The organism is Pseudoxanthomonas sp. 134C1, from assembly GCF_057773065.1.
The window spans coordinates 511,030-523,911 of sequence record NZ_JBYMTH010000001.1 but is presented as its reverse complement, the minus strand read 5'-3'; the positions used below and the strand labels follow the sequence as shown (position 1 = coordinate 523,911).

At 68.6% G+C, this 12,882-nt stretch carries 14 protein-coding genes; 5 read left to right on the top strand and 9 right to left on the bottom strand.

Going from position 1 to position 12,882, the window contains the following annotated elements; all coding sequences use genetic code 11:
- Window positions 1-100 precede the first annotated feature (100 nt).
- Window positions 101-688, top strand: a complete 588-nt coding sequence (locus AC3DEZ_RS02295; RefSeq protein ID WP_141454557.1) for an OmpO family porin — start codon at window positions 101-103, stop codon at window positions 686-688.
- 446 nt (window positions 689-1,134) lie between these two features.
- On the opposite strand, the gene AC3DEZ_RS02290 is transcribed toward AC3DEZ_RS02295, so the two are convergent.
- The 5 genes from AC3DEZ_RS02290 to AC3DEZ_RS02270 form a co-directional block, all read right to left on the bottom strand.
- Window positions 1,135-2,157, bottom strand: a complete 1,023-nt coding sequence (locus tag AC3DEZ_RS02290) for an NAD(P)H-dependent glycerol-3-phosphate dehydrogenase (protein WP_488386758.1) — start codon at window positions 2,155-2,157, stop codon at window positions 1,135-1,137.
- A 52-nt stretch (window positions 2,158-2,209) separates the two neighbouring features.
- A complete protein-coding gene (gene secB / locus AC3DEZ_RS02285; RefSeq protein ID WP_141454559.1) occupies window positions 2,210-2,725 on the bottom strand; it encodes a protein-export chaperone SecB in 516 nt (171 codons plus the stop codon).
- Window positions 2,726-2,814: 89 nt separating this feature from the next.
- Window positions 2,815-3,249 carry a rhodanese-like domain-containing protein gene (locus tag AC3DEZ_RS02280; RefSeq protein ID WP_488386757.1) on the bottom strand — a complete coding sequence of 145 codons (435 nt, stop codon included), beginning with the start codon at window positions 3,247-3,249 and terminating at the stop codon, window positions 2,815-2,817.
- Window positions 3,250-3,317: 68 nt separating this feature from the next.
- Window positions 3,318-3,740 carry a hypothetical protein gene (locus AC3DEZ_RS02275; RefSeq protein ID WP_488386756.1) on the bottom strand — a complete coding sequence of 141 codons (423 nt, stop codon included), beginning with the start codon at window positions 3,738-3,740 and terminating at the stop codon, window positions 3,318-3,320.
- A gap of 30 nt (window positions 3,741-3,770) precedes the next feature.
- Window positions 3,771-4,229, bottom strand: coding sequence for a YiiD C-terminal domain-containing protein (locus tag AC3DEZ_RS02270; RefSeq protein ID WP_488386755.1), 459 nt, complete (start codon window positions 4,227-4,229; stop codon window positions 3,771-3,773).
- Between the two features lie 16 nt (window positions 4,230-4,245).
- Between AC3DEZ_RS02270 and AC3DEZ_RS02265 the strand changes: the two genes are divergently transcribed.
- The 3 genes from AC3DEZ_RS02265 to AC3DEZ_RS02255 all read left to right on the top strand — a co-directional run bounded on the left by AC3DEZ_RS02265 (window position 4,246) and on the right by AC3DEZ_RS02255 (window position 7,359).
- Window positions 4,246-5,022 carry a uroporphyrinogen-III synthase gene (locus tag AC3DEZ_RS02265; RefSeq protein ID WP_488386754.1) on the top strand — a complete coding sequence of 259 codons (777 nt, stop codon included), beginning with the start codon at window positions 4,246-4,248 and terminating at the stop codon, window positions 5,020-5,022.
- A gap of 103 nt (window positions 5,023-5,125) precedes the next feature.
- The gene (locus tag AC3DEZ_RS02260) at window positions 5,126-6,100 is read left to right on the top strand and encodes a uroporphyrinogen-III C-methyltransferase (protein WP_488387039.1); all 975 of its coding nucleotides are present in this window, start codon (window positions 5,126-5,128) and stop codon (window positions 6,098-6,100) included.
- A complete protein-coding gene (locus AC3DEZ_RS02255) occupies window positions 6,097-7,359 on the top strand; it encodes a heme biosynthesis HemY N-terminal domain-containing protein (RefSeq protein WP_488386753.1) in 1,263 nt (420 codons plus the stop codon). Before AC3DEZ_RS02260 ends, AC3DEZ_RS02255 begins: the two co-directional genes overlap by 4 nt.
- 102 nt (window positions 7,360-7,461) lie before the next feature.
- Here AC3DEZ_RS02255 and AC3DEZ_RS02250 read toward each other — a convergent pair whose 3' ends face one another.
- The gene (locus tag AC3DEZ_RS02250) at window positions 7,462-8,742 is read right to left on the bottom strand and encodes an acetyl-CoA C-acetyltransferase (protein ID WP_488386752.1); all 1,281 of its coding nucleotides are present in this window, start codon (window positions 8,740-8,742) and stop codon (window positions 7,462-7,464) included.
- Window positions 8,743-8,839: 97 nt separating this feature from the next.
- Here AC3DEZ_RS02250 and AC3DEZ_RS02245 point away from each other — a divergent pair, with 97 nt between their 5' ends.
- Window positions 8,840-9,727, top strand: a complete 888-nt coding sequence (locus AC3DEZ_RS02245) for a hypothetical protein (protein ID WP_488386751.1) — start codon at window positions 8,840-8,842, stop codon at window positions 9,725-9,727.
- Between the two features lie 54 nt (window positions 9,728-9,781).
- Here AC3DEZ_RS02245 and AC3DEZ_RS02240 read toward each other — a convergent pair whose 3' ends face one another.
- From AC3DEZ_RS02240 to AC3DEZ_RS02230, 3 genes are read right to left on the bottom strand one after another with little or no spacing between them, the layout of a single operon-like run.
- Window positions 9,782-10,348 carry a superoxide dismutase family protein gene (locus AC3DEZ_RS02240; RefSeq protein WP_447104188.1) on the bottom strand — a complete coding sequence of 189 codons (567 nt, stop codon included), beginning with the start codon at window positions 10,346-10,348 and terminating at the stop codon, window positions 9,782-9,784.
- A gap of 56 nt (window positions 10,349-10,404) precedes the next feature.
- Window positions 10,405-11,835, bottom strand: a complete 1,431-nt coding sequence (gene ntrC, locus AC3DEZ_RS02235) for a nitrogen regulation protein NR(I) (RefSeq protein WP_488386750.1) — start codon at window positions 11,833-11,835, stop codon at window positions 10,405-10,407.
- Complete coding sequence (locus AC3DEZ_RS02230) at window positions 11,825-12,874, bottom strand: two-component system sensor histidine kinase NtrB (protein WP_488386749.1); 1,050 nt, start codon at window positions 12,872-12,874, stop codon at window positions 11,825-11,827. The genes ntrC and AC3DEZ_RS02230 overlap by 11 nt, the downstream gene beginning before the upstream one ends.
- Between the last annotated feature and the right edge of the window lie 8 nt (window positions 12,875-12,882).

Here is a 12,882-nt window from a genome sequence, read left to right as displayed (position 1 = left end):
GGGCGCATTGAGGGCGCTAACGGATAATTCACATCACCAGCTGCGAACGGGCAATGCCTTCAGCGCTGGATACCAACTACAAAAATCGAGGTTTGAGAGTATGAAGAAGTCCTTGCTTGCCCTGACCCTGCTGGCCGCCCTGCCCTTCGCCGCCTCAGCGGCCGATGGCGTCTCCTACAACTACGTGGAAGGCGGCTACACCAAGACGAATATCGATGGTCCGGATTCCGACGGCTGGGCGCTGAAGGGTTCGGTGGCCATCCACCCGAACTTCCACCTGTTCGCTGATTACAGCCAGCAGGAAGTGGACGACGTGAAGGTCGATTTCGACCAGTGGCGCGTCGGTGTGGGCTACAACCACGAGCTGTCCAAGCGCGTGGATCTGCTGACCCGCGTGGCCTATGAGAAGGTCAAGACCGATCGCTTCACCACCCCGTCCGGCATCCGCGTTCCGGGCTTCAGCGCCGATGGCTACAGCGTCGAGGTCGGCGTGAACAGCGCGCTGACCAATCGCCTGAACGGCTACGCCCTGGCCGGCTATGAAGACGGTGACGACTACGACGGTGACTTCTACGGCCGCCTCGGCGCGCAGGTGAAGTTCACCCCGAACTGGAGCGCTGCGGCCGACGTGAAAATCGTCGACGGTGGTGACACCCAGTGGTTCGTCGGTCCGCGCTTCAGCTGGTAATCCAGGAAGCGAACCGCCTCCCGCGACGTGTCTCTCTCTCCCCACGTCGCGACCCGAAGCCCGGCCACAAGCCGGGCTTCTTTTTTTCGGGTTTGCGTTTGGTGGAACCTGCGCTTGCTCCCCGCATTGATGAGGAGCATGCAGGGAATCCTGGCTTTCATTGCAGAAGCAAATCCCCCCGTCACCTGCTTCGCAGGTGCCCGCCCCCTTTTGAAAAGGGGGCTATTGCGGCCCAGCCGCCATGCAGCCTCCACCTGCCCCTTCGAAGAAGGCGGACCGAGGAGGATTTGCTCTTGCTCTTGCTCTTGCTCTTGCTCTTGCTCTTGCTCTTGCTCGGTCGTGTTCCTGCGCTGCTGCGTCGCCGACACGTCGCGGCGTTCCTGTGGCAGGCAGAAAAAAAGCCCGGTCATTGGCCGGGCTTTCTAGTCTTTCAACTCAGCGACGCATTACTTGAACAGTGTTTCCGGATACTCCGGCTTCTGTTCCCGCGACAGCAGCTGCTGCAATCCGAGCGTGGGCGTCAGCTCGCCATGCAGCACGGCGCGGACCGCACTGGAGATCGGCAGATCGATATCGTGCCGCTCGGCCTGGCGCATGACCTCGTCGGCGGCCTGCATCGACTCGACCACCTGACCGATTTCGCGGACGGCGTCCTGGATCGACTGGCCACGTCCCAGCGCCAGACCCAGCCGCCGGTTGCGCGACAGATCGCCGGTGGCGGTGAGCACCAGATCGCCCAGCCCCGCCAGACCCATCAGGGTTTCCGGCTTGCCGCCGATCGCCGCCGCCAACCGCAGCATTTCATTGAGGCCGCGGGTGATCAGGCCCGCGCGCGCATTCAATCCCAACTGCATGCCGTCGGCCACGCCCGTGGCTACCGCCAGCACGTTCTTCATTGCGCCGCCCAGCTCGGCACCGACCATGTCGTCGCCGGTATAGGCGCGGAACGCGGGACCGTGCAGCACTTCGGCCATCAGCTGGGCGAAGGCGGCGTCATGTCCATGCACGGTCACCGCCGTGGGCAGGCCCAGTGCGACTTCCTTGGCGAACGACGGACCGGTGACCACCGCCAGCGGCACGCCCGCGCCCAGGATCTCCTCGGCCACTTCGTGCAGGAAACGGCCCGAACCCGGTTCGAAGCCCTTGGTCGCCCAGGCCACACCGGCACCGGCCGGCCGCAGCGGCGCGATCAGTTTCAGCGTTTCGGTGAAGGCGTGCGACGGCACCACCACCAGCACCAGTTCGGCATCGCGCATGGCGACAGCCAGATCGGTGGTGGCACGCAGGGTATCCGGCAGCGCGATGCCCGGCAGGTAGCGCGGATTTTCGTGCTGGGCGTCGATGGCGACCGCGACCTTTTCGTCGCGGCCCCACAGGACGACCTGATGGCCGTTGCGGGCCATCAGCGCCGCCAGCGCGGTGCCCCAGGAGCCCGCGCCGAGGACGGCAATCCTCAGGGAATCAGCCATGCGTCGCCCCCATCGGCGCGGTTCGCGCCACGACGGGATTGTGCCTCATGAATCAGGCGTTGCCCGCCGGTTCCGTGTTGGCAAGTTCGCCCTCGCCGCCCTGCTGCGCGGCGCGCTGGCGCAGGGTTTCGGCGTACAGGGCGTCGAAGTTGATCGGCTGCAGGAAGAACGGGGGGAAACCGCCGGCCTGGACCAGGTCGCTGACCAGCTGGCGCACGTACGGGAACAGGATGTTCGGGCACTGGGTGCCGAGCAGCACATCGACCGCCTGCGGCTCCAGGCCGACCAGGCCGAAGATGCCCGCCTGCTGGACTTCCGCCACGTAGGCCGTCTTGTCGCCGGCCTTGCAGGTCAGGGTCACGCCGAGCACGACTTCAAACGCATTCTCGTTCAGGCGCTGCACGCGCTGATTGAGGTTGAGCTGCAGGTCGGGCTGCACGTTCTCGGTGAAGATGGCCGGCGCGCCGGGGACTTCGAACGAAACGTCCTTGACGTAGATCTTCTCGACGGTGAACGCGGCGCCAGCTTCGGCCGGCGCGACGGCGCCATTGTTGGTTTCTTCGGACATTTCGGAACTCCGGGAATTCGGTTAACGGAAGGTAAAGAGGGTGATTATGGCATGTCTTGGCGGCGCGACCGGCCGGAATCAAGGGCGGCTCAGCGGCCCTTGACCAACGGCAGGTCGGCCTGCTGCCACGCGGCGATGCCGCCATCCAACCAGTGCACCTGGGTGAAGCCGGCCTTCTTCAGGCGCTTGGCCGCGTCCGCGGACGCCTGGCCATTGCGGCACACCATCACCACCGGCAGGGCCTTGGCCGGAGCCAGCAGTTTGCTCTCCGGGTCGAACTGGCTGGGCGCGACGTTGCGACTGCCGGCGATGTGCCCTTTGTCGAAGTCACCGCTGGCGGACAGATCCACCACCAAGGCATTCTCACGATTGATGAGACCGGTCAGTTCGGCCGGCCGCAGGGCCTTGTAGCCACGGAACAGGCGAGCGATTTCGGTGTAGAGGATGACCAGGGTCAGGCCGACGAGCAGCAGCGACAGGACCGGACTATGGGCGACGAACGCCTGCAGTTTTTCGAAACTCACGGGAAGAATACGCGGGTCGGGGAAAACCGCGATTGTCGCATAGCGAGCACGGACTGCGGCGGAGGGTCCTACTGGCCTTCCCAGAAGTCCGGCAGCCCTCCCACCAGCCACCAGCGCTTGGCCTCGGCATCCCAGCGCCAGCGCTCGCGGTAACGCAGCGTCCGCTCGGCCTGCGTATGGCGATTGATCACCCGGACCTCGATCAGCCGCACGACCACGTCGTCCGGCTCCACCAGGCTGGACAGGTCGCGATAGCCGGATACCTGGATCTGCTCATAGCGGCGCAGTTCGAACTCGCCCATCGGATGCGCCCCGGCGTAGGCGGGTTCAACGAAGGTCCAAGCCCCTTCGAAATCCCCCCAGCGGATCGCCGCCGCGTAGGCGTTCTGGGTCTGCTCCAGTTTGGCCCGTTGTCGCGCCCCCGCGGCCTGCGCGCTGAACGCGACCAACGTCATGACCAGCAGCAGCATCCACCGCAGACTCATCTGCATCGGCTCTTCTCCCCCACAGGTCTCCCCATCCTACCGCCTGGCGATGGCCACGAAGCGACCGCTCAGGGTGGTGGCCGCGCTGCCGTCGGGCAGGCGCACCGCGGCCTCGACCTGGATCCGGGCACGTCCGCGCTGGCGCAGGGTCGCCAGAAAGTCCTCGAAGGATTCCCCCGGTGCGACCCAGGCCTCCGCATGCAGATCCGAGCGCAGCGGCGCGAGGTAGTGGATGCTGCTGTCGGCCACGTAGACCTCGGCGACCTCGCCGGCCATGTCCAGGCCCAGCATCACCCGCCCCCAGCCGGCCACCGTCATCAACGAAGTCAGGCTGCCACCGAAGGCGGTGCCCTTGTCGTTGACGTTCGCCGCCAGCGGCGCGGCAAGGCGCAGCGTGCCGTCCGCGTAGCCGGCGACCTCGACCTGCAGCGCGGCCACGGGCGGCATCCCGCGGCAGTACGCGCGCAGGTGCTCCAGCGCAGCTTCGACATTCATCACGGATAATCGGCCCATGGCTTCCGGTAAAGACGCAGGATGGTACGTGATCTCGTTGCGGCCGCAGGGCGGGCATGACGCCTTGCGCCGCGCGGCGGCGCGGCGCGGCGCGGCGCTGCTGGCGCTGTCGCCGTGGCGGGTCGCCGTGCGCGACGACGACGACGCACGCGCCGCGCTGGCACGGGCGCTGGATGCCGGCCTTGTGCTGTTCACCAGTCCCGCGGCTGTCGCCGCGGCCGCGCGCCTGCGCCCGCTGCAGGCCGGGGCGGGTCAGATCTGGCTGGCGGTCGGCAGCGGTACCGCACGCGCGCTGCGTCGCCAGGGAATTCCCCGGGTCAGCGCTCCGGCGCGGATGGACAGCGAGGGCCTGCTGGCCCTGCCAGAGCTGCAATCGATCGCCGGCCGGCGGATTGGTTTCGTCACCGCGCCGTCCGGTCGCAACGTGCTGGCGCCAGGCCTGGAAGCACGCGGCGCCGAACTGGAACGCGCCGATGTGTACGCGCGGGTCGACGTTCCCCTTTCGCATCGCAGCTTGCAGGCGCTGGACCGGCTGCGTGCGCCCGCGTGCCTGCTGATCAGCAGTGGCGGCGCGCTTGAACGGGTCATGGCGCACCTGCCTGCGGAGACGCGCGCGAAGTTGCTGCGCATGCCGGCGATCGCCGCCAGCGAACGGCTGGCGGAACAGGCGGCGCTGGGGGGCTTCAGCCGGATTGTGCTGGCCGCCGGGCCGCGCAACTCACAGTTGCTGGACAGCGCGGCAAGCGCCGTCATGCGGCGTGATCCGCTAGCATGAGCACACGACGCCCGCCAGAATGAACGACAAGGACGGCCGAGTGAACGACGAAACAATTTCCCCCTCCCATACCCGCACCGGCCGTACCGGCCGAGGCGCCTTCATCTGGCTGCTGGTGTTGATCGCGCTTGCCGCGATCGCCGCGTTGGGCTGGCGCGGCTGGAAGGCGCGTGACGCGCAGGCGCAGGCCCGCGCCGCCGATGCCGCGCAGCATCTGGCCGCCATCGAGCAGCGGCTGGAATCGGTGCGCCGGGATCAGCGCACGCTGACCCAGCGGGTGCAGGATGCGGCGGCCACCAACCGGATCCTGCGCGACGAGGTGCTGGGGCTCGGGCAACGCGGCGCCTTGCTGGAAGAAAGCGTCGCCAAACTCGCCGATCCCAGCCGCCACGGCGCGCAGGCGCTGCGCCTGGACGAAGTGGAGATGCTCTTGTCGCTGGCCGGGCAACGGCTGAGCGTGGCCGATGATCTGGATGGCGCGCGACGGGCCTATGCCCTCGCGGCAGGCGCGCTGGAAGGTATCGACGATCACCGCCTGCTCAATCTGAAACAGACGCTCGCGCAGGAACGCCAGGCGCTCGATGCGCTGGGCGTGGGTCCGCGCGCGCGCCTGAGTCAGCAGCTCGACGCCTTCGCCGCCGGCCTCACCGGCTGGCCGCAGCGTTCCGCGTCCCCGGCGGCGGAATCGGAACAGCGTCGCTGGCAACGCTGGTTGGCCCCGCTGGTGGACGTGCGTCCCAGCCGCCAGGCCGCGTTCGTCGCCCCGTCCGATCGCAATGCGGGCGAAGCGGCACTGCGCATCGAGGTCAGTCTGGCCCATGCCGCTCTGGAGCGCGGTGACGCCGCCGGCTTCCAGTCCTCGCTGAACCGCATCGATCAATGGATCACCCGGTTGTGGCCGGATTCACCGGCCCTGCGTCAGGGTCGCCAGCAGCTGGTCGCCATGCGCAGGTTGCCGCTGCGCGGCGACAGCCCGCTGCTGGGCAGCACCCTGGAACAGCTGCGCGGCCTGCGCAGCGCCGACTTCACCGCACCCTCGCCCGCTCCCGCGGCGGCCCGACCGGAGGTCACGCCATGAAGGTGTTCCGCACCACCGTCGTCCTGCTGATCCTGCTCGCCCTCGGCGTGTTCGCCGCGCAGTGGCTGGCGCAGGAGCACACCCGCGATTTCGGCAGGGTGTTCGTGGAGTTCGGTGGCAACGACTGGGAAACCGACGTGCCGCGCGCACTGCTGTCGCTGCTGCTGGTCGCCGGCGTGCTCTGGCTGTTGTTGAAAGTACTGACCCTGCCGTTCCGCGCCTGGGCACGGCATCGTCGCAAGCAGGCGCGCGCGCGCCTCATCGAAGGCCTGGACAGCCTGCATGGCGGACACTGGAACCGGGCCGAGAAACTCCTGGAACGTGCCGCCGAAGACGACGAGGTCGGCGCGATCGCACGCGTCGCCGCACTGCGCGCCGCCGATGCGCGCGAGGACGATACGGCCGCGCGTCGTCATCTGGAGGCGCTGGCGCAGCGCAGTGCGGCGGCGCATGCGCTGGCCATCGCGGATCGCGCGCTGGCGCGGCAGTCCCCGATCGAAGCCTTGACCGCGCTGGAATCATCCACGGCGCAGCCGCTGCCACCGCGCGGCCTGGCGTTGCGCGCGCAGGCGCTGACCCAGCTCAATCGCAGCGGCGAGGCGTACGGCCTGCTGGGCGCGATGAAGCAACAGCAATCCCTCTCGAGCGGCCAGCTTGAAACCTTGGAGAAAGATCTGGCCGCGCGGGCGGTACGCGAGGCGAACGATGCCAATATCCTGGCCGAACGCTGGGAAACACTGCCCAAACCGCTGCGCAACGATCCCGACGTCGTCGCCGCCTACGCCGAACGCGCCGCCGCGATGCGCTGGGAAGATGCCGCCATACGCAGCCTGGAGTCGGCGATCGACGCGCGTTGGGACGAGTCTCTGGTCGATCTGTACGGGCGGCTGCCGGTAGGCAAGGCCGATTCGCGTCGGGCCAGCGCGCAGCGCTGGCTGCAGGCGCATCCGGCCAGTTCCGCGTTGCTGGTCACGTTGGCGCGGCTCGCCCGCCAGCAGGGCCAATGGCCACAGGCGCAGGAATTCCTGCATCGCGCACTGGCGCAGGGCGCCGGTGCGGATGCCTGGGAAGAGTTGGGTGACGGTTTTGCCGCCTCGGGCGACGAAGCCAGTGCGCGGCGCAGCTACGCCAACGCGTTGCGCGCACAACGCGGAGACGCCCCGGTCGAACTGCCGGGGCGCGACATGAAGCAGAAGATCTTCGACGCCGCGGTAGTCGAGGAGCGCGACGAGCACGGCTTGCCGAGGTTGCGCGGCTGACAGGCGCGCGCTCGACGCATAAGCGCGGGAAGCGGCCTCCGGCCGTTCGCATGTCCGGTAGAAAACGCCCGCGCCGGGACAACACTCCCGCCGCCAGGCGATTCAGCGTTCGATGATCGCCACCACGCCCATTCCGCCGGCGGTGCAGATGGACACCAGGCAACGGCCGCCGCCACGCTGCTTAAGCTCCTTGGCCGCGGTGGCGACGATGCGCGCACCCGTCGCGGCGAACGGATGACCGGTGGCCAGCGAGGAGCCATTCGAGTTCATCTTCTCCGGATCGATCCGGCCCAGCGGCGCATCCAGGCCAAGACGGTTGCGGCAATAGTCTTCACTCTCCCAGGCGCGCAGCGTGCACAGCACCTGGGCGGCGAAGGCTTCGTGGATTTCGTAGAAATCGAAGTCCTGCAGGGTCAGGCCATGGCGCTTGAGCATTTCCGGCACCGCGACCGTCGGCGCCATCAGCAGACCCTCGCCATGCACGAAGTCGACCGCCGCGACCTGCGCGTCACGCAGATAGGCCAGCGGCTCGTGTCCGTGCGTGCGCGCCCATTCCTCGCTCGCCAGCAACACCGCGGCGGCGCCGTCGGTCAGCGGCGTGGAATTGGCCGCGGTCAGGGTGCCGCGTCCGGAGGTCTTGTCGAACGCCGGCTTGAGCGTGGCGAGTTTTTCCAGCGAGGTGTCCGGACGCAGGATGTTGTCGCGCTCCAGCCCACGGAACGGCGCGATCAGGTCGCTGAAGAAACCGCGCTCGTAGGCGGCCGCCAACTTCTTGTGCGAGGCGACCGCCAGTTCGTCCTGCGAATCGCGTGAGATGTTCCACTCCTTCGCCATGTCCTCGCAGTGATCGCCCATGCTCTTGCCGGTGCGCGGCTCGGCCACGCCGGGGAACTCGGGCTTGAGCTCGCTGAACTTGAAACCCTTCACCAGCGTCTTGATCTTGTCCTGCGTCGTCTTGGCGCGGTTGGCGGCGAGAATCCGCGCACGCAGCTTCTTGCCGTAGACGATGGGCACGTCGGAGGTGGTGTCCGAACCGCCACCGATGCCGGATTCGATCTGGCCCAGCGCGATCTTGTTGGCGATCGTGATGATGCTGTCGAGGCTGGTGCCGCAGGCGCGCTGCAGGGTGATGCCCGGCGTCAGCGGCGACAGGCCCGAGGACAGGGTGGCTTCGCGGCCCAGGTTCCAGTCGCTGGAATGCTTGATCACCGCGCCCATCGCCACTTCGCCGAGTTGCTGGCCATGCAGGCCGAAGCGTTCGACCAGCGCGCCCAGCGTGCGCACCGACATGCCCAGGTTGCCCACATCCGCATAGGCGGTGTTCTGCCGGCAGAACGGAATGCGGACGCCACCGAGGATGGCGACGGGACGGGCGGCTGGCATGGAGGACCTCATCACGGATTTATGGTTCGGAAGCCGCGGCGGCGGCAGGCATAATGCGAGAGTGTAATGCCCCCCTCCATCGCCGCCAAACCGAGATATGACCTCATCCGCATCGACCGCCGACGTGAAGGGATTCCTGGCGCTGGAACTCTCCGCCGGATCCGTTCCCGCGCAGGCCGCGCTCCGGCCCTCCGATGCCGCCGTGCTGGTGGAACGGATCGGACGGGATCTGGCCGCGCTCGTGCCCGCCATCCGCGATCTGGATCTGACCCTGGCAGCCGCGCATTTCGATCCCGCGGAGGCGCTGCGTCCGGGCTGGCCGCTGCATCGCCGCCTGCAGGAACTGCACCTGCGCGCCCCGGGGCGCAACAGCGGGCCGCGCATGATCGCGTTCGGCGCCGACGAACAGGGCGAAGTGCCGATGCCCTTCGTCGCCGATGGCGATCTCGCGGGCGGCCCCTTGCGCTTGCTGCCCTTCACGCTCAGTGGCGAACACCATACGGTTTCCGAAGTTGCCGAACGGTTGGAAGCGGTGTTGCTGGAAACCGGCATGGCGCAGGCCGATACCGCATTGCTGGCGCAGCAGGCCTTCGGCACGCAGATCGAACACGCGCGTTACCTGACCCTGCACGATCTCGCCGCGATGACCGCCATGCAGTACGGCCATGGCGGTCTGGACGCACTCTGGCCGGTCATCGAGACCGCGCTGCTGGCGCCGGAGCAGGAAGAGTGGCTGGATGCGCCGCCGGAACCGCTGTTGCGCTACCGCGATGGCGAAGTGCACATCGCGCTGTTCGAACCGGCCAGCTGGCGCGCGCGCTACGCGCCGCAGGAGTCCACCGACGAACGACTCGAACGGGCCTACAACCATTTCCTCGCCCGCCAGCAGCAGTTCGCCGCGGTGCTGGAGGCGCATGGCATCCCGGTGGTGTTCGCGCACTGCGGCGGTGGCGCAGACCCGCGCCAGGCCCTTGACCAGACCTAGGCCCGGCGTCGCGGGGAGCGACCGCGGTGATCGCTCCCGCGCCATCGCGTTGGCTTACTGCGTGACCGTGATGATTCCGCAGGCCACGCGCGCGCCGGCGTTGCCGGCCGGCTGGCTGGTGTAGTCGTCCGGAGAACCGTGCACGATCAGCGCGCGACCGGCGATGTCGTTGGGGGCGCCGCCGCCGAGGGTGACCCCGGTGAGATGGATGTTGATGCGCGCCACGCCTTCCGCATTGGCCGCGACGTTGTCCATGTCGCCGGCATGATGCGCGCCGCCGCCGGCCTTGCCGTGGGCGCTGCCGGTCGGGTTGAAATGCGGGCCGGCGCTGCTGGCATCCACCGCACTGCAATCCCCTTTCTCGTGCACGTGGAAACCGTGGGTGCTGTTGGCCGGCAGGCCGCCGACTTCGCCGGTGAGATGCACGCCGTCGGCCATGGGCACGAGGGTGATCTTGCCGCTGACCAGGCTGCCCGACGCCGAGGCGAGGTTGGCGACGCCCTGCTTGGCGGTGCTGGTGGCGGCCGGGGCGGCGGGCTGTTCGGCCGGCTTCGGATTGCTGCCGCAGGCGGCGAGCGCGACGGCGGTGACGGTGGCAAGCAGTGCGGTACGCATGGTCATCTCCTGAAAGCGTGAGCCCGCAAACGTAACCCCAGCTTCATTCAGGTGCAATGAACTCAACGGCGCTTGCGCCCCGGTCCGAGCTTGCGCGTCACCGTATTGCGCCCCACGCCCAGTCGCGTCGCGGCTTCGGCCCGCCGGCCCTGGGTGAATTCCAGCGCCACTTCCAGCAAGATCCGGTCGAAACGCTCACGGGCCTCGGCATGCAGGCCATCGGCGCCTTCGGACAGACGTGCGCGCGCCCAGGCCGCCAGCGCCTCGTCCCATCCCGTGGCCGCGGGCGCCGGCGAGGTCCCGCGCGGCAGGGCGGCTTCCAGGTCGGCGCCGGTGATGACGTCGCCCGGGGCGAGGGCGGCCAGGCGCCAGCACACGTTTTCCAGTTCGCGGACATTGCCCGGCCAGGCATGCGACTGCAGCAGGGCCGTCGCCGCGTGCGAGAAACGTTTGGGGGCGATGTCGAGCTTGTGGGTGGCCGCCGCCAGGAAGTTCTCGGCCAGTTGCGGCACGTCGGCGAGGCGCTCGCGCAGGGGCGGCAGTTGCAGGCGCACCACGTCGAGCCGGTGCAACAGGTCCGCGCGGAAGCGTCCTTCGGCGACCAGCGTTTCCAGATCCTGGTGGGTGGCCGCGATCACCCGCACGTCGACCCGGATGAGCTCGCGTCCGCCCACCCGGAAAAACTCGCCTTCTGCAAGCACGCGCAGCAGCCGGGTCTGCAGCGGCAGGGGCATGTCGCCGATTTCGTCCAGGAACAACGTGCCGCCATCGGCCTGCTCGAAACGGCCGACATGGCGCTTCTGCGCGCCGGTGAACGCGCCGGCCTCATGCCCGAACAACTCGCTCTCCAGCAGCTCGGCCGGAATCGCGGCGGTGTTGAGCGCGACGAAAGGCTTGCGCGCACGCGGTGATTCCTGATGCAGCGCGCGCGCGACGAGTTCCTTGCCCGTACCGGTCTCGCCGTTGATCAGCACCGACAAGGGGGCCTGCGCCAGTCGGCCGATCGCGCGGAACAGCGCACGCATCGCCGGAGTGTCACCGATCAGGTGCGGTGTGCCCTGCGCCGACGTGCCTGGCTCCGGTGAAGGCGCCGCCTCCTGTTCGGCATCCGGCAGCGCGCGCGCGGCCAGTGCGACCGCGTCGTCCAGATCGAACGGCTTGGACAGGAACTCGTGCGCGCCGCCACGGAACGCGCCCGCGGTGCTGGCGACATCCGTATAGGCGGACATCACGATCACCGGCAGCTGCGGATGCGAGGCCTTCAACCTGTCCAGCAGGACGAGGCCGTCGTCGCCCGGCATGCGCACGTCGGTGAACAGCAGGTCCGGCGCGCCGCGCGCGCCCAGCGCCTGCAACGCCGCGGCGGCGCTGTCGAAACCGTCCACGTCGTAGCCGGCGTCACGCAGCGCGGTGGCCAGGACGAAACGCACCGAGCGGTCGTCGTCGACCACCCAGATGCGTTGCGCAGGCGGCGGAAAAGCGTCAGTGGACATGGCGTTCCTCTTCCCCGTCGCCACCCTGCGGCAGGAGCAGGGTGAAGACGGTATGTCCGGGACGGGAGCGATAGGTAAGCGTGCCGCGGTGTTCGCGCGCGACCTGCTGGGCCAGCGCGAGGCCGAGCCCGCTGCCTTCGGCGCGTCCGCTGACCAGCGGCAGGAACAGGTGTTCGGCCAGTTCCTCGGGCACGCCACGGCCGTCGTCGATGATTTCCACCCGCAGCGCCATCGCGTGCAGATGGTCGTGGATGCGCAGGCCATGCTCCACCCGCGTGCGCAGGATCACGCTGGCCGCACCGGCCTGGATGGCGTTGCGGACCAGATTCCAGACCGCCTGAGTCAGCCGATCGGCGTCGCCGGGGAGTTCCGGCAGGCTGGGGTCGTAGTCGCGCTGCAGGCGCACCGACCAGCCGCCTTCGGTTTCGGCCAGGCGCAGCACCCGCTCCAGCACCGCGTGGATGTTGAGCGGCGCATGCGGCCGTTGCGGTGTGGGGGAAAGCAATTGATCGAGGAGGGTGTTGAGGCGGCCGATCTCCGATTCCATCAGGTCGATCAGCTCGCGCTCGTCCTCGTTGTCGGCGCGTTGGCCGGCCCGTCGCGCGAGCAACTGCGCGGCCCCCTTCAGTCCGGCCAGCGGGTTGCGCAGTTCATGGGCCAGGCCCTTGAGGGCGGCGCCCAGCGCGCTCGGCAGCACCTGGGTGGGGTCCGTCGCGGGGAACTCGTCCACCGGATGCGCCTCCAGCAGCCAGCCACCGCCTTCCCGCCGCGACAGCCAGCCTTCGGCGAAACGCGGCGCCTCGCCGGGCATGCCCAGCGCCATGCGGTGCAGGCGCAGGAGCTCGTGTTCACTGTTTTCCAGGAAGCGCGCCATCGCGTCGCCCTCCATTTCCAGCGCCGCCAGCGGCTGGCCCTGCAAGCGCCGGGCACTGACGCCCAGCCAGCGGGCGAAGGCCGCATTGACCCCGGCGATATGGCCTGAGTCATCCGTCCAGGCCACCGGCGTACTGAGCGCATCGGGGGTGGGTGCGGGAAACATGGGAAAAG

What these genes read in the sequence shown, in the direction of transcription:
- AC3DEZ_RS02295 (WP_141454557.1), top strand. Translation starts at nt 101, where the DNA reads ATGAAGAAGTCCTTGCTTGCCCTGACCCTGCTGGCCGCCCTGCCCTTC.
- AC3DEZ_RS02290 (WP_488386758.1), bottom strand. Translation starts at nt 2,157, where the DNA reads ATGGCTGATTCCCTGAGGATTGCCGTCCTCGGCGCGGGCTCCTGGGGC.
- secB (WP_141454559.1), bottom strand. Translation starts at nt 2,725, where the DNA reads ATGTCCGAAGAAACCAACAATGGCGCCGTCGCGCCGGCCGAAGCTGGC.
- AC3DEZ_RS02275 (WP_488386756.1), bottom strand. Translation starts at nt 3,740, where the DNA reads ATGCAGATGAGTCTGCGGTGGATGCTGCTGCTGGTCATGACGTTGGTC.
- AC3DEZ_RS02270 (WP_488386755.1), bottom strand. Translation starts at nt 4,229, where the DNA reads ATGAATGTCGAAGCTGCGCTGGAGCACCTGCGCGCGTACTGCCGCGGG.
- AC3DEZ_RS02265 (WP_488386754.1), top strand. Translation starts at nt 4,246, where the DNA reads ATGGCTTCCGGTAAAGACGCAGGATGGTACGTGATCTCGTTGCGGCCG.
- AC3DEZ_RS02255 (WP_488386753.1), top strand. Translation starts at nt 6,097, where the DNA reads ATGAAGGTGTTCCGCACCACCGTCGTCCTGCTGATCCTGCTCGCCCTC.
- AC3DEZ_RS02250 (WP_488386752.1), bottom strand. Translation starts at nt 8,742, where the DNA reads ATGCCAGCCGCCCGTCCCGTCGCCATCCTCGGTGGCGTCCGCATTCCG.
- AC3DEZ_RS02245 (WP_488386751.1), top strand. Translation starts at nt 8,840, where the DNA reads ATGACCTCATCCGCATCGACCGCCGACGTGAAGGGATTCCTGGCGCTG.
- AC3DEZ_RS02240 (WP_447104188.1), bottom strand. Translation starts at nt 10,348, where the DNA reads ATGACCATGCGTACCGCACTGCTTGCCACCGTCACCGCCGTCGCGCTC.
- ntrC (WP_488386750.1), bottom strand. Translation starts at nt 11,835, where the DNA reads ATGTCCACTGACGCTTTTCCGCCGCCTGCGCAACGCATCTGGGTGGTC.
- AC3DEZ_RS02230 (WP_488386749.1), bottom strand. Translation starts at nt 12,874, where the DNA reads ATGTTTCCCGCACCCACCCCCGATGCGCTCAGTACGCCGGTGGCCTGG.